Source organism: Gordonia sp. NPDC003504 (assembly GCF_053587995.1).
In genome coordinates, this window is record NZ_JBSFPC010000005.1 from 192,367 (window position 1) to 213,993 (window position 21,627).

Annotated in this window: 19 protein-coding genes and 4 pseudogenes; 13 read left to right on the forward strand and 10 right to left on the reverse strand. The window is 66.1% G+C overall.

The window, feature by feature from the left end:
* Positions 1-652: 652 nt before the first annotated feature.
* Positions 653-1,411 carry a class I SAM-dependent methyltransferase gene (locus ACWDPV_RS12055; RefSeq protein WP_449743147.1) on the reverse strand — a complete coding sequence of 253 codons (759 nt, stop codon included), beginning with the start codon at positions 1,409-1,411 and terminating at the stop codon, positions 653-655.
* 140 nt (positions 1,412-1,551) lie between these two features.
* Positions 1,552-1,980 carry a MarR family winged helix-turn-helix transcriptional regulator gene (locus tag ACWDPV_RS12060; RefSeq protein WP_348804313.1) on the reverse strand — a complete coding sequence of 143 codons (429 nt, stop codon included), beginning with the start codon at positions 1,978-1,980 and terminating at the stop codon, positions 1,552-1,554.
* Between the two features lie 63 nt (positions 1,981-2,043).
* Between ACWDPV_RS12060 and ACWDPV_RS12065 the strand changes: the two genes are divergently transcribed.
* The 5 genes and pseudogenes from ACWDPV_RS12065 to ACWDPV_RS12085 all read left to right on the forward strand — a co-directional run bounded on the left by ACWDPV_RS12065 (position 2,044) and on the right by ACWDPV_RS12085 (position 6,467).
* On the forward strand, positions 2,044-2,841 hold the full coding sequence (locus tag ACWDPV_RS12065) for an alpha/beta fold hydrolase (RefSeq protein ID WP_449743148.1): 798 nt from the start codon (positions 2,044-2,046) through the stop codon (positions 2,839-2,841).
* Positions 2,842-3,049: 208 nt separating this feature from the next.
* Positions 3,050-3,775 (forward strand): annotated as a pseudogene (locus tag ACWDPV_RS12070) (ABC transporter permease).
* Positions 3,776-3,947: 172 nt separating this feature from the next.
* A pseudogene (locus ACWDPV_RS12075) lies at positions 3,948-4,115 on the forward strand (transposase); the annotation flags it as partial.
* On the forward strand, positions 4,082-5,092 hold the full coding sequence (locus tag ACWDPV_RS12080; RefSeq protein WP_449743278.1) for an IS3 family transposase: 1,011 nt from the start codon (positions 4,082-4,084) through the stop codon (positions 5,090-5,092). The pseudogene ACWDPV_RS12075 and the gene ACWDPV_RS12080, both read left to right, overlap by 34 nt.
* A 226-nt stretch (positions 5,093-5,318) precedes the next feature.
* Positions 5,319-6,467: an aminotransferase-like domain-containing protein gene (locus ACWDPV_RS12085; protein WP_348804315.1), complete on the forward strand. Its 1,149-nt coding sequence runs from the start codon at positions 5,319-5,321 to the stop codon at positions 6,465-6,467.
* A 197-nt stretch (positions 6,468-6,664) separates the two neighbouring features.
* Here the strand turns inward: ACWDPV_RS12085 and ACWDPV_RS12090 are convergent, their stop codons facing one another.
* Positions 6,665-7,180, reverse strand: a complete 516-nt coding sequence (locus ACWDPV_RS12090) for a DUF1269 domain-containing protein (RefSeq protein ID WP_449743149.1) — start codon at positions 7,178-7,180, stop codon at positions 6,665-6,667.
* Positions 7,181-7,206: 26 nt separating this feature from the next.
* Between ACWDPV_RS12090 and ACWDPV_RS12095 the strand changes: the two genes are divergently transcribed.
* Positions 7,207-7,404 (forward strand): hypothetical protein, encoded by a 198-nt coding sequence (locus ACWDPV_RS12095; RefSeq protein WP_449743150.1) that lies wholly within the window; start codon positions 7,207-7,209, stop codon positions 7,402-7,404.
* Positions 7,405-8,092: 688 nt separating this feature from the next.
* On the opposite strand, the gene ACWDPV_RS12100 is transcribed toward ACWDPV_RS12095, so the two are convergent.
* From ACWDPV_RS12100 to ACWDPV_RS12120, 5 genes and pseudogenes are all read right to left on the reverse strand, one after another.
* Positions 8,093-8,749 carry a response regulator transcription factor gene (locus ACWDPV_RS12100; protein ID WP_348804318.1) on the reverse strand — a complete coding sequence of 219 codons (657 nt, stop codon included), beginning with the start codon at positions 8,747-8,749 and terminating at the stop codon, positions 8,093-8,095.
* A gap of 61 nt (positions 8,750-8,810) precedes the next feature.
* On the reverse strand, positions 8,811-9,761 hold the full coding sequence (locus tag ACWDPV_RS12105) for a sensor histidine kinase (protein ID WP_449743151.1): 951 nt from the start codon (positions 9,759-9,761) through the stop codon (positions 8,811-8,813).
* 221 nt (positions 9,762-9,982) lie between these two features.
* Complete coding sequence (locus ACWDPV_RS12110; protein WP_449743279.1) at positions 9,983-11,062, reverse strand: MMPL family transporter; 1,080 nt, start codon at positions 11,060-11,062, stop codon at positions 9,983-9,985.
* A gap of 36 nt (positions 11,063-11,098) precedes the next feature.
* A pseudogene (locus ACWDPV_RS12115) lies at positions 11,099-11,506 on the reverse strand (MMPL family transporter); the annotation flags it as partial.
* Between the two features lie 10 nt (positions 11,507-11,516).
* Positions 11,517-12,083, reverse strand: a pseudogene (locus ACWDPV_RS12120) (MMPL family transporter); the annotation flags it as partial.
* 217 nt (positions 12,084-12,300) lie between these two features.
* On the opposite strand from ACWDPV_RS12120, the gene ACWDPV_RS12125 reads away from it, so the two are divergent.
* Positions 12,301-13,176 carry an exodeoxyribonuclease III gene (locus ACWDPV_RS12125; protein ID WP_449743152.1) on the forward strand — a complete coding sequence of 292 codons (876 nt, stop codon included), beginning with the start codon at positions 12,301-12,303 and terminating at the stop codon, positions 13,174-13,176.
* Positions 13,177-13,212: 36 nt separating this feature from the next.
* On the opposite strand, the gene ACWDPV_RS12130 is transcribed toward ACWDPV_RS12125, so the two are convergent.
* On the reverse strand, positions 13,213-14,070 hold the full coding sequence (locus tag ACWDPV_RS12130) for a CPBP family intramembrane glutamic endopeptidase (protein WP_348804326.1): 858 nt from the start codon (positions 14,068-14,070) through the stop codon (positions 13,213-13,215).
* Positions 14,071-14,244: 174 nt separating this feature from the next.
* On the opposite strand from ACWDPV_RS12130, the gene ACWDPV_RS12135 reads away from it, so the two are divergent.
* Positions 14,245-15,615, forward strand: a complete 1,371-nt coding sequence (locus tag ACWDPV_RS12135) for an LLM class flavin-dependent oxidoreductase (protein ID WP_449743153.1) — start codon at positions 14,245-14,247, stop codon at positions 15,613-15,615.
* A gap of 32 nt (positions 15,616-15,647) precedes the next feature.
* Positions 15,648-16,583, forward strand: a complete 936-nt coding sequence (locus ACWDPV_RS12140; protein WP_348804328.1) for an alpha/beta hydrolase — start codon at positions 15,648-15,650, stop codon at positions 16,581-16,583.
* Here ACWDPV_RS12140 and ACWDPV_RS12145 read toward each other — a convergent pair.
* Entirely contained in the window at positions 16,574-17,623 is a 1,050-nt protein-coding gene (locus ACWDPV_RS12145; RefSeq protein ID WP_449743154.1) for a PHP domain-containing protein, read from the reverse strand. The two genes, ACWDPV_RS12140 and ACWDPV_RS12145, sit on opposite strands and share 10 nt — an antisense overlap.
* A 66-nt stretch (positions 17,624-17,689) precedes the next feature.
* Between ACWDPV_RS12145 and ACWDPV_RS12150 the strand changes: the two genes are divergently transcribed.
* From ACWDPV_RS12150 to ACWDPV_RS12165, 4 genes are read left to right on the forward strand one after another with little or no spacing between them, the layout of a single operon-like run.
* Entirely contained in the window at positions 17,690-18,610 is a 921-nt protein-coding gene (locus ACWDPV_RS12150; protein WP_449743155.1) for a hypothetical protein, read from the forward strand.
* 2 nt (positions 18,611-18,612) lie between these two features.
* Positions 18,613-19,563, forward strand: a complete 951-nt coding sequence (locus ACWDPV_RS12155) for a hypothetical protein (protein ID WP_449743156.1) — start codon at positions 18,613-18,615, stop codon at positions 19,561-19,563.
* 10 nt (positions 19,564-19,573) lie between these two features.
* Entirely contained in the window at positions 19,574-20,998 is a 1,425-nt protein-coding gene (locus ACWDPV_RS12160; RefSeq protein ID WP_449743157.1) for an adenylosuccinate synthetase, read from the forward strand.
* Entirely contained in the window at positions 20,980-21,627 is a 648-nt protein-coding gene (locus ACWDPV_RS12165; RefSeq protein ID WP_449743280.1) for an NUDIX hydrolase, read from the forward strand. Before ACWDPV_RS12160 ends, ACWDPV_RS12165 begins: the two co-directional genes overlap by 19 nt.

Sequence of the window (21,627 nt, forward strand, 5' to 3'; positions counted from 1 at the left end):
GGAACACGTTCGAATCGCCGTGCGATTGGCTAACTATTGGCTACGACGCCGCGCCATACGCTGACACTCAGTAGACACAGAACTACGGGAACATGCAGGTAGGCGCGACGTAGTGACACCCGACGGACACCCCGATACAACCCCCTTCACACTGGCAGTGTGGGGGTCAGGGGTTCGAGTCCCCTTAGCTCCACAATCGAGAAACCCGCTCTGACTTCGGTCGGAGCGGGTTTTTCTCTGTCCTGAGCGGACTCGGCCGCGGCCGGTCTGTCCTGGCCCTGTCTTTTCGCATTCGAGATCGTGACCGCGGCGGGGGCCAGACGCTCCCGCGGTAGCTCTATCGCTCAGCGGGCTAGGTGCTCCAGACGCAGAATCCATTCCGTCACTTCAATTCTGGAACTCTGAACCATCACTGAGACGATTGCGACCAACAGCCGGAAGCCCGATTCGAAGGGATGACCACGCGATGAAATGGACCCTGGCTGCGCGATATCACCAGCCGCACCGACCACTTCTTCTATCCCAGGGCCCGCGAGTACGCGTGGAGTAAGCGACAGACCATCCAGGTCAGACGCACCCTGAAGGCCGTGCAGCTCGTGTTAACCGGCGCAAATCTCCGCTTCCGCGCCTCCGACATTCGCGCAATGCACAACTACGACGAACGCTTGGCCTCGATCAGGTGACGAGTGGAGTGGGCGATGAACGGTCCGTCCTGCCGGATGAGTTCGTCGAGGTCACGGAGCCGATCCCGGTACTTCTCCACCGTGAACCCTGGCACCCACCAGACCACCTTCCGCAGCAGGTACACCACGGCCGCAACATCGTGGATCACGATCCGCAGCTTCGCTGTTTGCAGATTGACGATCTCCAACCCGGCGGCCTCTGCCGCGGCTGCCTCGTCGTCAGGGTGGCGTCCTCGCCTGGCTTGGGGTTGCGGGCCGAGGAAGAACTCGATCAGCTCGAACACGCTCGCCGGTCCGACGTGCTGGGCGAAGTAGGTGCCGCCGGGCCGGAGCACGCGGGCAATTTCCTCCCACCAGATCGTCGCGGGATGCCTGCTGGTGACCAGATCGAACCCCTCGTCAGCAAACGGCAACGGAGGCTCGTCCGGGTCTGCCACGACGACAACACCGCGAGGATGCAGCAGCCGGGTGGCCTTCGCGACGTTCGGCGGCCACGACTCCGTCGCGACAGCGGTGGGAGGGAAGGACTCGGCCTCGGCGAGAACCTCGCCGCCGCCGGTCTGGACATCCAACGACGCTGATGCCCTGCCAACCCGCTCGGCGAGCTGGCGGGCATAACCCCAGGCGGGGCGTTCCTCGGTTGCTCGTCCATCCACCCAGGAGAAGTCCCAGCCGGACACGTCAGCAGAAGCTCCGGCCTCGATTAGTGAGTCGAACGTGTCAGGCATGAGGAACATACTCCCTGACAGCGTGCCAGAGTGGTGGGGTCGCATCTTCGATGTGGCGCGAGCGACATGGGCCGGCCGTCGAGGATCACCGTGGCGTCGGGCACACACCGGACGGTCGGGCGCGTCGCCGGGCGAATGACTCAGACACCCTCACCCGGTGCGTCCTCGACCAGCCGCGTGAGCAGCTCGCCGAACACTGAACGCTCCTGCACCGAGAGGCGTCCGAAGGACTCCTGCATGACGCGGTCGATCGCCACGTTTGCGGCCTTGAGCACCTTCTCGCCTTCGGGAGTCAACTCAGGCCGGATGGCACGTCCTGGTCCGCTCACGCGACGTATCAGTCCGCGCCTCTCCATCCGGGTGGCGAGGGTGCCGAATGCCTGGTCGGTCTGAAAGGTCAACACCGCGAGGTCATGCAACGAGGCTCCGGGGTGAGCATGTAAGTGGCGCAAGGCATCCCACTGCACGATCGAGATGTCCAGCGCCCTCAACGCATCGTTGCCGGCCCGGTGGTGTTTGACCTGTAGACGTTTCACGGCCTGGCCGAGCTGCTGGATGGTCATCGCCATGTCCTGATGGTAGGACATCGGAACAACTTGCTTATATAAATATCCTTATCTAAGGTTGTTTATATGATGGCGAAACACCTCATGAACAGCGAATCCACGCTCACCGTAACCACTTCGGCAGGCCGAATCCCGATCACGGTAAGCGATCGTGGCATGGGCCCGGCCGTGCTGCTGCTGCACGGTGGCGCCGGCCCGGACTCTGTCGCCGGCTTCGCAAACCTGCTCGCAGACCGGACTGGCAGTCGCGTGATCACGCCGGTTCACCCAGGCTTCGGAGGTACCTCCCGCCCCGAGGCCCTGGCCACCATCGGGGGGCTGGCCGAGGCCTACATCGCATTGCTGGACGCGCTCGACATCGACGACGTCACCGTGATCGGCAATTCGATCGGCGGCTGGACAGCCGCCGAGATCGCCGTAGGCCGGCCGTCACGGCTCGGTCGCCTCGCACTCGTCGACGCGGTCGGCATCGATGTCCCCGGTCATCCCGTCGTCGACTTCTTCGTACTGACCCCGCGTCAGATCGCCGAGCGCAGCTTCCACGATCCCGCGAGATCTGTCGTCCCCGACGTCGCGACACTGCCACCGTCCGTACGGGCGATCACCGAGGGCAATCGCGAGGCACTGCGCGTTTACGGCGGTCCGATGACCGAGCCCGGTCTGCTGGAGCGGCTGGCCTCGATCGATGTGCCCACGACTGTGATCTGGGGTGAGAGCGACGGTATCGCTGACGTCGATTACGGCCGCGCGTACGCCGACGCGATCCCTCGTGCACAGTTCATCGTGCTCGAGGGCGCCGGACACGTCCCACAGATCGAGACCCCCGAGACCTTGTTGGGTGCGCTGACCCCGGTGCTTGGCTAACCTGTCCGGCGCCCGCACCGCGCAAGTGTTGACCTTCATGTTGGTTGAGACCCGACAATGAGCTGGCGACCGGCTATCGGTACTACGCGCCTCCCAGATTCCGCGGGCGATACAAATTCGGCAGCTCCGCGATATCGGCATGTCGCTGCCGACGATCGCCCAATACCTCGCGTCGAACGATGCGATGCAACGCAGCTGATCGACGACCGTGCGCGTCGAACTGCGCAAGCTCGTCGACACGCGCGCCGGCTTCTGGCTGATCGTGTCGACGGGGAGTGATCACCGTGGCCGTCGTGGTCACGATGCTCATCGCGAACAGCACAAAACCGGAGGTGTTGAACTTCGGCGAGTTCTTCGGCAAAACCAATATCCAGACCGCCATCATCTTGCCTGTACTCGCGATCCTGCTTGTCACGAGCGAGTGAAGTCAACGACACGCGTTGACCACCTTCACGATGGAGCTTCGACGCGAACGAGTCATCCTCGCCAAACTCGGCGCCGCACTCATCGCAGGAGTCAGCGCCGTGGTGTTCTCGCTGATCGTCGGGGCGATCGCCACAGTGCTCGCGCGGGTCATCTACGGTTCGCCCGCCTGCGAATGGAGCTTGACCGCTGCCGGAGTGGTCAACTCTTTCACCATCCAGATGTTCGGGCTGCTCGTCGGATTCGCCTTTGCCGCACTCATCCTCAATACCCCCGGCGCCGTCGCCTACTTCGCCTTGCCAACCGTCTTGTCCATGCTCACCGAGTTGGTGCCGTGATTCAAGGACAACCTGAGCGGATGGATCGACATGGCGTCGACGCAGACGCCCTTCCAGTCCGGAGACTGGGCCACCGGCGGGGAGTGGGGGCGGCTGATGGTCTCGACACTCGTCTGGATCGCAATCCCATTGACGCCGGGTGCGATCCGACTATGCGGACAGAGGTCAAGTAGCCGTGAGGTGACGGCACTCTGAACGCACGAACTACGCGGACCCGCATCCCTCCGGGTCCGCGTAGTTCCCCCTGATCCCATATATTGGTACTGGCGTGTCCCCCGTGAACCGGTCCGGTTGGTTTTAGAGTCCTGATTGCCCTGATGAGGGCACGAAGGGACGATAGGGATCATGGCAGGACGTAAGCGTCACTCGGCGGAAGACATCGTGCGCAAGTTGCGCCGGGCAGACGAGCTGGCCGCCGAAGGCAAGACCGGCGAGGAGATCGCCGCCGACCTCGAGGTGTCGGCGGCGACCCTGTACAACTGGCGCCGCCAGTACGGCGGCATGGACGGCGACGCCGCCAAAGAACTCAAAGAACTGCGCGAACAGAACAGCCGGCTCAAGCGGCTACTCGCCGACGCCGAACTCGAGAAGGACGCGCTGCGGGAGATCGCGAAGGGAAAATTCTGAGCCCGACCGCCAAACGCGCCGCTATCGACATGCTCAAAGACGTGATGAACATGTCAGAACGCAAGGCGTGCAAGGTTGTTGGGCTCGCCCGCTCCGCCTATCGGCAGCTACCTCAAGCACAGACACCCGCCGACCCCGACGCCGGCCTGCGTGAGCAGCTACGGACCTACGCCCGCAAGAATCCCCGTCATGGGTTTCGACGTGCGTGGGCGTGGCTGCGTTTCGACGAGGGCGATGAGGTCAACAAGAAGAAAGTCCACCGGTTATGGAAGGACGAAGGATTGCAGGTGCGCCGCGCTCCGCGCCGTAAACGGGCTGGCCAGTCGTCGGTACCGATCATGGTCGCCGATGCACCGAAAGTGGTGTGGGCATTGGACTTTCAGTTCGACTCCACCGTCGACGGGCACAAGATCAAGATCGCGTCGATGGTCGATGAACACACCCGCATGTCGCTGCTGGACATCGTGGACCGCTCGATCACCGCCGAGCGACTGATCGAGGAGTTGAAGAAGGTCTTCGCGATCTGGGGCGGCCCGCCGATGGTGCTGCGCATGGACAACGGCCCTGAGTTCATCTCCGAGGCCCTGCGCGCGTTTTGTGCAGGGTCGGTGGGGATCGCCTACATTCCGCCCGGCACGCCGTGGAACAACGGGTTCATCGAGTCGTTCAACAACCGGCTGCGCGATGAGTGTTTGAACCGCAACTGCTGGCCCACCCTGTTGGAGGCGCGCGTGGTCATCGGCGACTTCAAAGACGACCACAACCACCGACACCGGCATTCGGCACTGGGCTACCAGACCCCGGCCGAGTACGCTGCCGGATGCACCCACCAGCATCACCCCGTGGGCTGCGAGATCGACTGACCAAACGTAAGAAGGAACTGGCTCTAGCACCGACTGGACCGGTTATCGGGGACCTGCCAGTACCAGGTTTCCATTGTATGAAATAGGGATGATAGTCTTCACACACGGTACGCAGAATCTGATGTCGTGCCGACACGGTGACCACCCGCATCACCCCTCGCCCTTCTCGTATGTCTCCCGGTGGTGGTGTTCCATGCTCGCGTCCCAACCTCTTCCGCCAAGCTCCATGGCTTTCAACGCCATTGGCGGATCAGCAATTCGTGACCTGCTGAAGGTCACCGAACAACCGGGAGTCCTCAGCCTCGCCGGCGGACTGCCCGCAACGGAGTTCATTCCGACATCCGCGATCGCCGCAGCAACCCAACTCGTGATGACCGACGACGCGGCGCTGCAATACACGGCCAGTCGCGGCGCGGCAACGTGTCTCCGCGCCGTCGCTGCCTTCATCGGCGGCTCACCCGACGAAGTGTTGATCACCCACGGCTCTCAGCAAGCGCTGTCGATGCTGGCGCATGCGTTTGTTGATCCCGGTGACGTCGTGATCGTCGACGACCCGGTCTATGTCGGCGCGCGTCAGGCATTCCAAGCCGCACGAGCACGCATTGTCGCGCTCCCCATCACCGCGACCGGTACCAACACCGCACACCTTGCTGAGCTACTCGAGTCGGGTCTCCGACCGCGGATCGTGCACACTGTCAGCAACTTTCACAATCCCAGCGGCGTCACCGCCGATCCCGACACTCGACAAGCACTCGCCGACCTTGCACAACAGTACGGCTTCTGGATCATCGACGACGACCCGTACGGATGCCTGCGCTTCAGCGCCGACGACGGCCGTCGCCGGATCGCACCCGACCCGATACCCGGCGACCGGGCCATTCGACTCGGCTCTGCGTCGAAGATTCTTGCTCCGGCGTTGCGCGTCGGCTGGTTACAGGGACCCACCGGTGTCATCGATGTCGTCGAGCGCCTAAAACAGAGCGCGGACCTCTGCGGTTCCACCTTCAGCCAGCTCGTGGTGGCTCAACTGCTCTCCGACACCCAGTGGCTCGACGAGCATATCCGCACGCTGTGCGTTGAGTACGGCGCCCGCGCAGCAGAATTGGTGAAGTCGCTACACCGACACCTCGGCGACGGCGTCGAGCTGACGGTGCCCTCGGGCGGAATGTTCTGCTGGGCAAGACTTCCCGGCATCGACAGCTCGGCACTGCTCGACGCCGCACTCATCGAAGGTGTCGCATTTGTGCCGGGCGCCGCATTCGCGGTCGACGCCGACTTCAGCGACCACCTGCGACTGAGCTTCGCGACGTTGCCACCCGACCTGCTCGGTGACGCGATCCGTCGACTCGCGATCGCGCTCGACCGGACACACTGACGTGCCGCCCGTCGACACCACCGGGCATGTCACGGATCGGTGGGAACGCCGAACATCCAGGTGCGCAACGCATCTCGGCGGTCGGAGCCATTTCCCCGATGAGTAGCTCGACATCGAGGCACGGCTCAATCGTCGGCCGCACCTCGCTCCCCCACACCCAACGATGAGGCTCCTTCACTTCGAGTGAAGGAGCCTCATCAGAGTGGGAATCGCTCAGCTCGCGAACTTGGCCGTGACCTTGGCAATGCGCTCGTCGCGCTTCTCCTTCTTCTCGGCCTTCTTCTCCTCGTGGATCTTCTTGCGAACAGCGTCGGAACAGCTTCAGCGGCGTCCTGCTGCGCCTCGATCTCAGCGAGCACCTCGTCAAGTGGGCGACGGACGATCGCGCCACCGTACTTGGCGACGAGGGCGTCGAACGCTGCGGTGTCCGCCTCATCCGTCTCTGCCAGAATGGCATTGCCGCCTGGTCGAATGGTCTTGCCGAACTCGGTGATCGCGACGTCGCAGTCATCGGCGCGGCTCGCGTCGACCAGCGCGCCTCCGGCTGCACCGAGACCGAATCCCAAGAGCACACCGAGCGGTCCGCCGAGCACGCCGATCAGCATGCCGAGCAGTGAGCCGCCGACGGTGGCGTCGCCCGACTTGACGTCGCCGCCCTCGGTGACATTCAGCCGTCCGTTCTCATCACGCCGGAGGATTGCTGCGGCAGTCACCCCAGCCGACGCGGAGTTGCACCTCGGTGGGCAATCCATCGCCGACCGACGCCGCGTCGCTGCTCGATAGGTGCCGGCCCGCCGTCGTCGAGCTGGCACAGGTGCTCAACGCACGCGGCGAGATCGGCGAGGGCGACGTGATCCGCGCGCTCCGCAGCCCGCCCGGACCGGCGGGAGATCGGTATGTCGCCGAGCTGCAATCCGGCTACCGGGCGGTATCGTGACCAGCACGGGCACACAGCCCGTGAGCGGGTGATGTTTCGAACTCGGGTTGTCCACCTACCGTCCGTTACCTGTACCAACACCGCCGTCCTGCGAGGCCATCGAGGGGCGGCGGTGTTGTCTGAGCCGGGCCATGTCCGTACCAATCCATAGAATTTGAAGAGTTGGTCATCGTCACCAGGAGGACGAGGCCCCTATGCCCGACGTACGCTACAAGTTTCCTGCCGATATCAAGCGTGAGCTAAGGCGCACAAGAGGATTCGGCTGGCGACCTCGCTCCCGGGTCCGGCTGGCGAATAGCGAACCAGTGGTTCGCAGCCGTCCACGGCTTTGCGATGTTCGAGCTGGTGCGGGTACATCCGATCCGATGACGGCGTCGAGAAGGTACTACTCCCGCTTCTCGACGATCCGCTCGCAGGCCTGGCCGCCGGTCGAGTCCGGCTCGAGGACGGCAAGCCTGCCGGATCTCCATTCCGCCGGAATCGTTGCACGGGAGGACACTTCACCAGACCAGTGCGCCGGCTGGGAACGCATCGACCGATCTGCTCCCAGTTTTCCCACGGCTCGTTGGTCGTTCAGATGGCCTGAGCGCCCAGCATTCTCCAACGGCCCTGGCTTCGCGTGCCGGTGCGGTGTGTTGGCGCGCCTGTGACGCCGGACGATCCCGCGGGCTCAGGTCGGCCCGGTCGCTTACACCAGTCCGTTCATGTACGCGAGAGCAACGAGGTGCGCACGGTCACGAGCCTCGAGCTTTCGCATCGCATGGTGTGCGTGGGTCTTCACGGTCAGTGGGGCAATGAACAGCTTCTCGGCGATGTCGGTATTGCTCAGGCCGATTGCGATGAGGGCGACGATCTCCCTTTCACGGGGCGTCAGCTGTTCAACCGGTGGCGACGGCGTCGACGCCGCGGTGGCAGGCGTCGCGACATAGGAGTCGATGAGCGCCCGAGTTGCCGTTGGCGACAGGGTGGGCTGCCCGGCGGCGGTATCTCGTACGGCGGCAAGCAGATCGTCAGGGCTGATGCCCTTGCCGACAAACCCGAGGGCACCTGCGCGCAACGCCTCGGTCACGTAATCGTCGTTCTCGAACGTCGTCAGGATCAGGATCGCAGTGTCGGCGAGGGCTGGATCGGCCCGGATGCGCCTCGTAGCCTCCACCCCATCGAGATCTGGCATCCGCACATCCATCAGCACCACATCTGCTCGGGTGCGTCGCGCGATGTCGAGGGCCTGACATCCCGTCGACGCCTCGCCTACCACCTCCATATCGCTCTGAGCGTCAAAGAGGGCGCGAAACGCGTTGCGCAACAAAGCATGATCGTCAGCCAAGAGGATTTTAATGCTCACGACACCACCCTTGAATTCCTCATTTCCCGATCGCTCGCAATGATCGGAAGCCGGGCGTGGATCACGAACTGATCGTCGCGATAGCCCGCATCGATCGACCCCCCGAGGCCACGACGGTGTCGCGGAGCCCGGTGAGTCCAAGCCGCGTGCCCTCACCCTGAACCGCCGGACGCGCGGGATTGATGACCTCGATGTCGATGATCCCGCGCACCATCCTGATCCGGACTGTCGCCGATGCGGCGGTGCCGTGCTTCCGAGCGTTGTGCAGAGCGTCCGCGAGAACACGGTAGGCGGCCACCGATCCCGGGGTCCGTGCGACGCTGCCCGTCATCGGTCCTCCGTCGACGGGTTCACCCATGCCGTATTCGGTGTGCTCGATGGTCATTCCCGCCGATCGAAACGATTCGATCAGCTCGGCGCGGGCGTCGAAGTGGGCGACCGGCAAGCGATTCACGTCGGGTGCGGACGTCAAGAGGCCGACCGTCGATCGCAATTCATCGAGTGCGAGCCTGCTCGCCTCCTCGATCGCCGTCAACGTCTCGGCGACCTTCGTCTCCGACTCCGAGTGCGGTGTCGCCATGAGGTAGCGGGCAACCCCGGCCTGCGCGTTCACCAGAGTGATGTGATGCGCGACGTCGTCGTGCAGGTCGCGCGCGATGCGCATGCGTTCGGCCTGTACCCGCTGATCGGCTTCGCGCTCCCGCGACGCAGCCGTTGCCACCGCCTGTGCGCGCACCGCGTCGATCCGTTCGGCACGCGTGCGCACCATCGTGCCGACGGCCACCGCGATCACCACATAGTCGAACACCACCAGGTGGGTCAGCTCGATACTGTCGGGTGTCACCCAGATGAATGATGCCGCGGTCAGCCACATGCCGATCACCACCCCGACCAGCCAGCCGACACCCACCCAAAAACGTGTCGACGATGTGGCGAGGTAGATCGCCGCAATCGAGGCCAGCGGTATCCAGGGTGTGTGTGGGGGCACCGCAACCAAGAGGGTCTCGGTCACGACTGCGGCGGGCAGAGCGAACCACGGTTGTCCGCACGCCCACAGGACACAGACCCCCGCAATGAAGGCCAGCACAACCCGGAGCGGCAGAGTCGAGCGATCGCCCGCGAACAGGACGACCACCATCGGGAGGCACGCCACACACGCTGCAGCGATCCACTGCGACGTGCTCCCTGAGAAGCTCCCGTGTGTCCTCGTCACAGACGACGCCTCCTATCCGGTTATCCAGTATGCCCGGACACGCGCTGCTGGTCGTGGTCTGCGGACGGCGCTGCGGCATCATCGTCATCCGCTGATGCCTCTATCGAGAGGTTCGGCAGCAGTCGTCCCAGCCATCGGGGCAGCCACCAGTTGGCGCCACCCGAGACGAACATGAGCGCTGGGATCATTGCGAGTCGGACGACGAATACGTCGAGTAGGACGGCAAGTGCCAGGCCGAGGCCGAACTCAGCGATGAGCCGGACCCCGCCCGCGGCGAACGAGGCAAAGACACTGAACATGATCAGCGCGGCGGCGATCAGCACCGGCGCGGTGTGCGTGACACCGTCACGAATCGAACGCCTGGTGTCGCCGGACTGATGCCAGCGTTCGTAAATGCTACTGAGCAAGAAGACCTCGTAGTCCATTGACAATCCGAACATCACACCGACGATCAGCACGGGCACCACGGACTCGACCGGACCCGCCGATCCTGCGCCGAGCAATGCCGAACCCCACCCGTGGCCGAATACCAGCACGATGATCCCCGCAGCAGCGCCGAGCACTGCCGTGTTCGCTACGGCGGCGATCACCACGATGAGGACACTCCGAAATGCCATGAGCAGCACCAGCATCCCAGCGATGAGCATGATCGCCACCAGTATCGGCAGCTTGTCAGTGATGGTGTCGGCGAAGTCGAACCCACCAACGGCGGCCCCGGTGACCGTGACACGAAGCGATGTATCGGCCGCCGCAGAAGGGATCACGGCCGCCCGCAGGTGTTCGACGAGGTCCTCCGTACGCTCATCCGACGGTCCGGTCTGGGGGGTGACCGTCACCACAGCCCGACCCGGTGCCACCTGACTCTCGGTGACGCGTGCGACGCCGGGCACATGAGGCAGTTCTGAGATCAAGGTCGAGTAGGCCTGCTCTGCAGCCGGATCGGGCGCATCGATCAGCAGCGTGAGGGGACCGTTGATGCCGACGCCGAAGCCCTCGGCCAGCATGTCGTAAGCCTGGTGCCGTGACGTCGATTCCGGTGCACTACCAGCGTCTGCTGCGCCGAGGCGCAACGAAAGCGCGGGGATCGCGACGAGTGCCATCACTGCCGCGGCGCTGATCGCGACCACCACGGGGCGTCGTTCGACGAAGGCCACCCACCGCCTGGTGCGAACACCCGCCTCGGTGTCGTCGCCGATCCGCTCGCGCTGAGCAGCACTGAGCGCTTTGCGTCCCGCAACCGATAGCAGCGCGGGCAGCAACGTCAGCGCGGCGACGAGGGTCAGCAGCACGGTAAGGGCGGCGCCGATGGCCATCCCGGTGAGTGTCTGCACGCCCAGGACGGTCATGCCGAGCAGCCCGACGATGACCGTGGCCGCGGCGAACACCACCGCACGACCCGACGTCGACACCGCGCGTCACACCGCGACGTCGACTGCGGCGCCACGCATCAGCTCCCGGCGAAAGCGATAGGTGATGAACAATGCGTAGTCGATGCCGACTCCGAGACCAATGAGCGCTCCGAGAGTCGGTGTCGAGTCCGGAATTGCTCAGCAGCATTGCGGCCATCAGTCCCGCGACAACGCCGGCTGCCCCGGTGACAATCGGCAACAGCGCCGCCCACGCCGAACGGAACATCACCACAAGGATGATCAGCGCGCCTGTCACACCCACGATCTCAGTGATCTCCGATACCGCGATCGTGCCCGCAAAGGCCTGCCCACCGGCCGCCTGAGTGAGTCCGGATTCCGCAGATTCCGACTCGAGGATGTCGGTGACGACGTGCTCCGCTCCCGACGAATTCGGGCCGAATGTGACCACCGCGTACGCGGTACGGCCGTCGGCGCTGACCTGCCCCGGATGGTCGATGGGTGAAGCCACTGAAACGACTCCCTCGGTCTGACCGACCTTGGTGAGCACGGAGTCGATGTGGTTGTGCCCGTGAGCCAGTACATCGTCGCCCTGCCAGACCACCTCACCGGTCACCGCCGTCGCGCCGCCGGTGGCGGACTCGAACGATGCCCCCACCGACAGCGCTGCACCGGTGAGCGTCACGATCGCCAGCACCCATCCGATGATCACCCCGATCCTGTGGTCGTGACACCATCTGCCAACTGCCGACATCCGTCTCCTCCTCAGCTGAACTCGGGCCCGTTGGCCCCGTGTTCCAGTCAAGTGGAGGACGATGCGCGGCGCCTCATGCCCGCCGACGAGATCCGACTACTCCATTCGTAGTAGTTCTCCATTCGTGGTAGCCGGCACATCTCGGGCCGGTCCTCGACCGGCCCAGGTCGTCGGATCACGCCGCCTCAACGGAACTCCCACTGGCACAGTGGTGATCATGGCTTCACGCATCGCCGAAACGTTCACGGTCGCGACATTCAACGTCAACGGCATCCGGGCAGCGCGTCGCCGCGGCTTCGACGAGTGGCTGGCACAGCGATCCGCCGACGTCATCGCACTGCAGGAACTGCGGTGTCCCGCACCGGAGGTGGGGGTGTTCCCCGGCTATTCGACCGCCCTCGACGTCGGATCGGTGCCGGGGCGTAACGGTGTGGCCGTGCTGACCAGAACACCCGCCGCCGCGGTTCGGACGTGGGTGACCCACCCACCCCGGGCCCGCGTGCTCGGCGAGTTCGCAAAGCACGGTCGCTACATCGAGGTCGACCTGGCCGACCATCCCGTAACGGTGGCCTGCCTGTACCTCCCCAAGGGCGGACTGCCCGCACACCTGCAACGTCCGGGCTCTATGCGTGAGCAGCCCGACGGTGGGGCGAAGTACGAACGCAAGCAGCGATTCCTCGCCGCGTTCGCGCGCGAGGTGAACCGCAACCGACTGGCCGCCCTGCGCGCGGGGCGCGAGTTCCTCCTCGTCGGCGATCTGAACATCGCCCACACCCGGCACGACGTGACCAACTGGCGCGCCGCACGCACCATGGACGGTTTCCTCCCGTCCGACCGCGACTGGTTCGACGAACTCCTCGGCACGCGCAGGCTCGTCGACGTGGTGCGCGCCGTCCACGGAGACCGGCCGGGACCGCTGACCTGGTGGAGTTGGGCGGGTCAGTCCTTCGTCAAGGACGTGGGTTGGCGGGTCGATCATCAACTCGCGACGCCCGGACTGGCTCGGCTGGCCACCCAGGTCACCGTCGACAAGGAGCCGTCGCCCGCCGAACGACTGTCGGATCACGCACCGCTCGTGGTGACCTACGGATGAGTCGAAAAACCGCGGCTGTCAACAGCTTCCCGGAAGTCAGCCGGGTGAGGCGACCCCGGACCGCGACTTCGCGTTTCGACGACGCGCCACCCCTGCCGCCACGGGGATCGCGACCGCGGCGATCATCACCAGCGTCGAACTGAGCGCGGCCGGCAGACCCGCGGCCGCATCGGTCGCCGAGGTGAGGTTGAACGCGGTATGCCACAGCGCGACGATCAGCACGCTATGCCCCGAGCGCGCGTAGATCCAGGCCAGCACGATCGAGCCGGCCGTCAGACCGACGAGCCATCCGACGGTGCCCGCCACACCGAAGTCGCGAAATGATCTGACCACCCAGAACATCGGCAGGTGCCACAGCGCCCAGGGCAGCGCGACGATCAGACCGGTGGTGGTGATGCCGAACCGCCCCAACAGCCCCTCGGCGAGGTATCCGCGCCATCCCGTTTCCTCGCCGAGTCCGTTGACGACGACGACGTAGATCAGCATCACGACCACCGGCCATGCGCCGACGCCGGAGTACGCGGCGAAGTCGGCGGCCGTGGGCGCAGCCGAGTCCGATAGCCACGCCGCCGGATAGGCGAGCAAGGCGCATGCGGCGGTGGCCAGCACCAGGACAAACCACCACCAGGACACTCGCCACCGGATCACCCGCGCCCACAGCCGCCGCAGGCCTTCCCGCCCTTCGGTCACCGCGACCACGACCACCGCGGCCACGGCCGGCCCGAGCAGCCCAGGCAGATGACTGGGCCATCCCTGACCGGGACCCACCGCGACATCGGTGAGCGCCAGCGGAATCCACCACGACCACGAGAACGCACAGGCCAGCAGCCAGTAGGCCACCAGTCGACGCCACCGCACACTCTGATCGCCGAGGGGACCCGCACTCGCCTCCACGTCCCCACTGTGGCCCGATCCGCCACAATCGGGCAAGTGCCGTTGGACACCATTGGCCGATCCGTCGGTCGCTCCCCACCGCATTCACCCACCCTGACTTCAACCGTGGCATTCGGCACCCCGCAGCGATTAGCTGTGCGGCGTAGACGATTCCCGACACCACAAGGACATCCGATGACACGACAGCTGCACCTCGGCGGCTTCCTGATCGCCTCCCCCGTCACCCACTCTCATGCGGCGTGGCGGCATCCGGGCTCGGTGACCGACTACTTCGGGCCCGACCACTATCATCGCGTCGGCCGCATCCTCGAACGCGGAAAGTTCGATTTCGCCTTCTTCGCCGACCTCCTCGCGGCCCCGGTCCGGTTCGGCGGTGACCAGTCCGAGCCGTTCCGACGCGGCACCCAGGCCGCGGCCACCATCGATCCGTCGCTCGTGGCCGCCAGTATCGCCGCCGTGACCACTCACCTCGGCATCGCGGTCACCAAGTCCACCACCTACTTTCACCCGTATGAGCTGGCGCGTGTCTTCGGCTCGCTCGATCACCTCACCCGCGGCCGCATCGCCTGGAACATCGTCACCTCGCTGTCGGAGGCCGAGGCCCACAACTTCGGACGTGACACCCACGTCGAGCACGACGAACGCTATGCGCGGGCCGAGGAGTTCGTGCAGACCGCGGTCAAGCTGTGGTCGAGTTGGGAGGCCGATGCCGTGGTCGCCGACAAGGAGTCCGGCGTCTGGGCAGATCCCGCCAAGATCCGGACCGTCGACCACGACGGGAAGTATCACCGCACGCGCGGCCCCCTCAACCAGCCACGCTCACCACAGCATCGTCCGGTCCTCATCCAGGCCGGATCGTCGAACACCGGCAAGGACTTCGCCGCCCGCTGGGCGGAGGCCATCTTCGAGATCGACCCCACCCCGGAGGGACGCCGCGCCTACTACGACGACGTCAAGTCGCGCGCCGACAATTTCGGCCGAAATCCCGATCACGTCAACATCTTTCCGTCGTTCATTCCGTTCATCGGGGAGACCGAATCGATCGCGCGGGAAAAGCAGGCATTCCACAACGAACTCGCCGACCCGATCTCCGGCCTCATCACGCTCTCGGTGCACACCGACCACGACTTCTCCCAATACGACCTCGACGCACCGGTCGAGGATGTCCAGGTGAGCGGAACGCAGGGACTCTTCGATGTGGCACGTCGCCTGAGCCACCGCGATCAACTGACGTTGCGCGACATCGGGAAGCTCTACGCCCAGGGCGTCTTGCTGCCGCAGTTCGTGGGAACCGCCTCCGATGTCGCCGACCAGATCGAGCAATCGTTCACCGGCGGCGAGGCCGACGGGTTCATCGTCTCCAGCGCGCAGACACCGGGAACGTTCAACGACTTCGTCGACTACGTCGTCCCAGAGCTGCAGCGGCGCGGGCTGTTCCGACGGGAGTACCAGGGCAGTACTCTGCGCGAGCATTTCGGCCTGGGATCACCGGACGAGGATCTGCCCGCCGACATCCGAGAGGGTTCGGGACTCGTCGCGGTCTAAACTGCGGTGTGACGTCCGCAGCGCAGGATCCGATGAGCGTGCGGCGAGCAGCACTGGTGCCGGTGGCCGCCGGTGACCTCGCCGCCACCCGCGAGTTCTACGCGCACCGTCCGAGTGGGGTGGGTGCACAGTCGCTCGACGAGGTGCACCGCGCGCGGTCGGCGCACACAGCGCCGCCCGCGGCCGGGCGCACGTCGGCCCTCACCATCGAGACCGGTGACCGCGAGGTCGCGATACGCATCACCCTGCCGCACCGATCTGCGATCACCGGCGTCCACCTCGCCATCCACGGTGGCGGTTTCTACCTGCGGCCCTCGGCCCGTGATGACGCCCGGAACGAACGCATGGCAGATGCGTTGGGTGTCGCCGTGATCGGGGTCGACTACCGTTTGGCTCCGGAGAATCCGTGGCCCGCGGCACCCGACGACTGCGAGGCGGTGGCCCACTGGATCATCGACCACGCGCAGCATCGCTTCGGCACCACCCGGCTCACCATCGGTGGGATGTCGGCGGGCGCGACCCTGACGATGACCACCCTGCTGCGGCTTCGGGATCAGGGATCGGCCGAGAGTTTCGCGGGGGCCGTACTCGAGGCGGGAACCTACGACCTCAGCGGCGCGACCCCCGCCGGGGCCACCATCACCGGCGAGTATTTCATCGAGGCATACGCCGGGCACGTCCGCGATCGCACGATTCCGGACATCTCCCCCATCTTCGGTGAGGTGTCCGGGCTCCCACCGACGCTGGTCGTGATCGGCACCGACGATGTGCTCCTCGACGACAATCTCGCAATGGTGGAGCGTCTGACCGATGCCGGAAACAACGTCGACCTTCGCCTGTATCCCGATGTGCCCCATGGCTTCACCGGTCATGCCACGCCGGTCGCCACGCAGGCGCAACGAGACATCGACAACTGGTTGGGCGGCCGGGCCGATGGCCACGGCCGTGGTACACCGGGTCAGGAGTGATCGGCAAACGCGAGCACCCGTTCCACCGGCCACGTCGTGAGGATCCGATCCGGCTCGATACCGTGCTCCTGGGCGCGCCGCGCACCGAGAATGGGGAACTCCAGCTGACCGGGCGCGTGCGCGTCGGAATCGATGGCGAACAGACATCCCCGATCCCGCGCGATGTCGATCAGGTCGTCGGGTGGGTCGACACGCTCGGGACGTGAATTGATCTCCACCGCAGTGCTGTTCGCCGCGCACGCCTCGAAGACGGCGTGCGCATCGAAGGTGGACGGCGGCCGGTGACCGCGACCGGTCAGCACTCGACGGCCGGTGCAGTGCCCCAGGACGGTGACCCGCGGATCGCTCGCCGCCGCCACCATCCGCGCGGTCATCGCATCGTGATCCATCCGCAGTGCCGAGTGCACGGACGCCGTCACGACGTCGAGACGGTCCAGCATCTCGTCGGACTGATCGAGCGAGCCGTCGTCGAGGATGTCCACCTCGATCCCGCGCAACAGACGAAATCCGGTGCCGGATCGAGCATTCCACTCATCGATCTCATCGATCTGTCGGCGCAGTCGCTCGACACTCAACCCGTTGGCGACGGCGAGTCGGGGCGAGTGGTCGGTGATGGCCATCCAATCGAGCCCGAGTGCTTGTGCCGCAGCGGCCATTTCGTCGATCGATGCGCCACCGTCACTCCAGGTGGTGTGGGCGTGCAGATCTCCGCGCGCCTCGGCGACGAGTTCGGCGGCCACGCCGGGGTCATGGGGCGAACCCTCATCCTGCAATCGCGCGAGGTAGTCCGGTAGCCGACCATCGAGCGACTCCGCGATGACGGCGGCGGTGGTCTTCCCGATTCCCGGAATCGCCGTGAGAGTCCCCGCCACCGCGCGCGTGGCCAGATCCCCGGCCGGGTGCCCGGCGACGGCATGCGCCGCCCTACGGAAGGCCTCGACGCGGTAGCTGCTCTCCCGGCGGCGCTCGAGCAGCCACGCGATCCGCGTCAGGGCCGTCTCCGGCGACAACGGAGCCTCTACGGGCGCGAACGGCATCATCGAGCCAGGGTAACTGCCGATAGCGGCGATCTTGCGGCCAAGCTATTACTCAGTTAGAGTAATTTCATGTTCGCCACCACCCCCACCGACGCGATCACGCTCATCGAGGCGGCACGTCGACCCGCCGACGTCTTCAGCGGATCGGCCACCGACCCGGCCGATCGACGAGCAGCCCGTCGTCGCCATCGCATCCTTCTCGGCGCCGTCCATCCCGACCGCGCCGTATCGGTGGGCATCGACCCCGACGTCGCACGTGACGCGACGATGACCCTCAACGCGCTCTACGCCGCATTCACCGCCACCGCGGACGTCTCGGCCCCCACCGAGCCACATGTCCGTGGCTCATCCGGCACATACGCTCTGCGAGAAAGGCTCTGGGCGACCGACTCCGTGGCCGGCTATCGAACCGACAACCCGTCTGTACGCATCGAGATCGCCCGCACGCGATCAGCGAACGATGCCATCGGCACCGTGGGTCACGCGATATGCCGGCTGGACCGACACGGGATGTCCCGATTCGCCGCCGACATCGTCGACGACGCCGTCACCGCCAACCGACGCTGGATCGCCTATCGGCTCCCCGACGGACTGGTGTCGTTGCGTGCGGTGCGTGCCGCGAGCCCGCAGGGACTCGACGGGCGGGACTGGGCCTGGATGGCACGTCGCATCCTGATGACCCTCGACGCCGCGGCCACCCGTCACGGAAACCTCGGACTCGACACCGTCCTGATCCACCCGGGCGACCACGGTGTCGTGCTCACCGGCTGGTGCGGAGCACACGGCGGAGCCACATCCGACGGCGCCGCCCTGGCCGACCTCTTCGCGACGATGCTCGCGGATCGGGCACCGCGGCAGACCACCTTCGCACGGCGCAGCGCCGCACTCACCCCACGGGAGTCGCTCCGCGAATACGACCTCCTGATCGGAGTCCTGCACGGCCCCCGCAGATTTCGACCCTTCACCACACCCGTTCGAGAAAGGAATTGATCATGGGACAGGGATACTGGGACACCGGCGCCTACCAGGCGGCCGCCGACGCACGCCGCGCCGCCGGAGCCGACGATTTCGGCTACTCGGCACGGATGCGTAACACCCCGCGCCACCTGCGGATGGCCGCACCGGCACTCGATGCGTATGGCGCCACCGTCCGGGAGGCACGAGACAGCGCCGATCACCCCCGCTCCACCCCGATCGTCGTCCTGTACGACGTCACCGGTTCGATGGGCCGGGTACCGATCACGGTGCAGAAACGATTGTCGGATCTGCTCGGGTTGTTGACGCGCGGCGGCTACGTCGACGACCCGCAGATCATGGTGGGCGCCATCGGCGATGACCAGTTCGATGCCGTCCCCCTGCAGATCGGGCAGTTCGAATCCGACAATCGGATCGACGAGCAGTTGCGTGAGATCTACCTCGAGGGCGGCGGCGGCGGCGACAAACGCGAAGGGTACGCCCTGGCCGCCTACTTCCTCGCCACTCGCTGCGTCACCGACGCCTGGGAGAAGCACGGGCGCAAGGGATATGTGTTCTTCATCGGCGACGAGATGAACAAGCCCGCGCTGTTCGCCGACTCGGTGCGCCGCTTCGTCGGCGACGACATCGGTGAGGATCGTGACGTCGCCGACGTGTACCGGCAACTGGCGCAACGCTTCCACGTCTTCTACGTGCTGCCGAATCTGACGAGTTACTACGACGATCCGGAGGTCGAAGACCACTGGCGAGCCATCGTCGGGGAACGCTTCGTCAAGCTCGACGATCCCGACGGGGTCGCCGACCTGATCGCCGTCACCATCGGTGTCACCGAGGAGTCGATCAGCGTGGCCGAAGGGGTGGCCGACCTGGATGCGGCCGGAAGCAGTGCCGGTGCGGCGGTCGGGACGGCGCTGGCACGACTCACGCCCATCGCCGACGGCGGTGGCATCCTGCCGACAGATCTGTAAGGAGCGCACCATGACTCACCAAGAGAACCGGACGCCCGCCACCCGTCCCCACGGGTCACCGATCGTGGTCGTCGGCCTGGGGTACGGCGATGAGGCCAAGGGTGCGACCGTCGATGTCCTGGCGTCGACGATTCCCGACACGGCCGCGGTCGTCCGGTTCTCCGGGGGCGCGCAGGCAGCCCACAATGTCTGCCACGGCGCCCGGCACCACACCTTCCGGCAGTTCGGTTCGGCCTCCCTGCTGGACGTGCGTACCATCTTGCGCGCACCGATGATGATCAACCCGCTGCTGCTGGCGGTCGAGGCCGCCGGGTTGGCGCGCCTCGGCGTCGTCGAACCGCTCGGCCTGATCGGTGCCGACGCCCGCGCCCTGGTCACCACGCCGATCCATGCGGCGATGAATCGCGCCCGGGAATCGTTGCGCGGCAACGCCCGTCACGGCTCGTGCGGGGAGGGCATCGGGGAAACCCGGGCCTATGACCTGGCCGTGGCACGCGGCGCCCGCGCCGGCGAGACGATCGGGAATTTCCGGGTGTACGCCGACGCTCCCGATGTCGCGCCCCTGACCATGGGAATGCTGCGTGACCGGCGGGCCATCGTACGGTCCCTGGATGCGTTGAGCGCCTTTGCCCGACCCTTGTTGACCGCGGCCGGTGCCGATGGGATCGAATCGGTCGGGACGATCGCCGACGCGCTGACCGACATCGCGTCGGCGATCACCATTCTCGACGACGCCGACGCACATCTGGCGGCGACGCTGGCGTCGGGCACCGTGATCTTCGAGGGCAGCCAGGGTGCCCTGCTGGACGAGTGGCACGGTTTCCATCCGCACACCACGTGGTCGACGGTGCTGCCCGGTGCGCTGCGGCGAGAGCTCACCGCCGCCGGACACCGCCCGACGGTGCTCGGAGCGACCCGGTGCTACGCGACCCGCCACGGCGCGGGCCCGATGCCGACGGAGGCGGCCCATCCGGAGTTGCCCGACACCCACAATCGGGAGGGGCGATATCAGGGCGCGTGGCGGACCGGGCACCTCGACCTGCCGGCCCTGCGGTACGCGGCGGCGATCTGTGGTGGACTCGACGGCGTCGCGGTGTCGCACCTCGACGTGCTCGGCACACCGGGATTGGCGGTGGCCGACAGCTGGAACGGCGTGCACACCCCGGTGCGCCCGACCCCGGCCGGGGATCTCGACCGGTTGGGCGAGCTGACCCGCATCGCCGCGGCGGCGCGCCCGGATCTGCGACCACTGCCCACGTCGGCGGGTGAGGTGACTAGGTTGATCTCCGAGGCAACCGGCGCTCCGGTCGTGATCACCGCGGACGGGCCCCGACGGACCGACAGGAGCATCACGTGGCCAGCGCCGACAAGAACACCACCGACGAGCCCGGCGCCGACCGCACGACCTCGGGCGGTATCGACCCGGCCATCCTGAGCGTCGTCAGCGTCGACGTGGTGGCGCTGACCTACGACGTCTCCGCGCGCCGGGTGCTGGTGGCCACCCATGCGCGCGAGACCGAACCGTATCGGGGCCGGCGGGCGCTACCGGGCGTGGTGGTGCGCAGCGGTGAACGTCTGCGCGAGGCGGCCCTCCGGGCGGTGACAAAACTCGGCATCGCCGCGGTGCCGAGCGCACTCGGTCAGTTGCAGACCTTCGACGAGCCCAGCCGGGATCCGCGTGGGCCGTCGTTGTCGATCGCAATGTGGGCAACCTTCTGGAACGACGGGAGCATCCACACGGCCCGCACCCTGTGGGAACCACTGGATCACCCTCCGGCACTCGTCTTCGATCACTCGACGATCGTCACCACCGCCCGCCGGTTGCTCGCCGAACGGCTGTGGCGGGACCTCGATTTCACCCGGGGACTGACCGGCGCCGAATTCACCGCCACCGACGCCGTCGCCATCACCCGGCAACTCACCGGCGCCGAGGTCCACCGCGCGAACCTCAATCGCGATCTCGCCCGGATCGATGTACTCACCGAGGCCGGCGTGGCACCGACCTCCGGCGGACGCCCGCCCAAGTTGTGGCGGTGGGCAGCCGACCAGGTGGACCTGACCTAG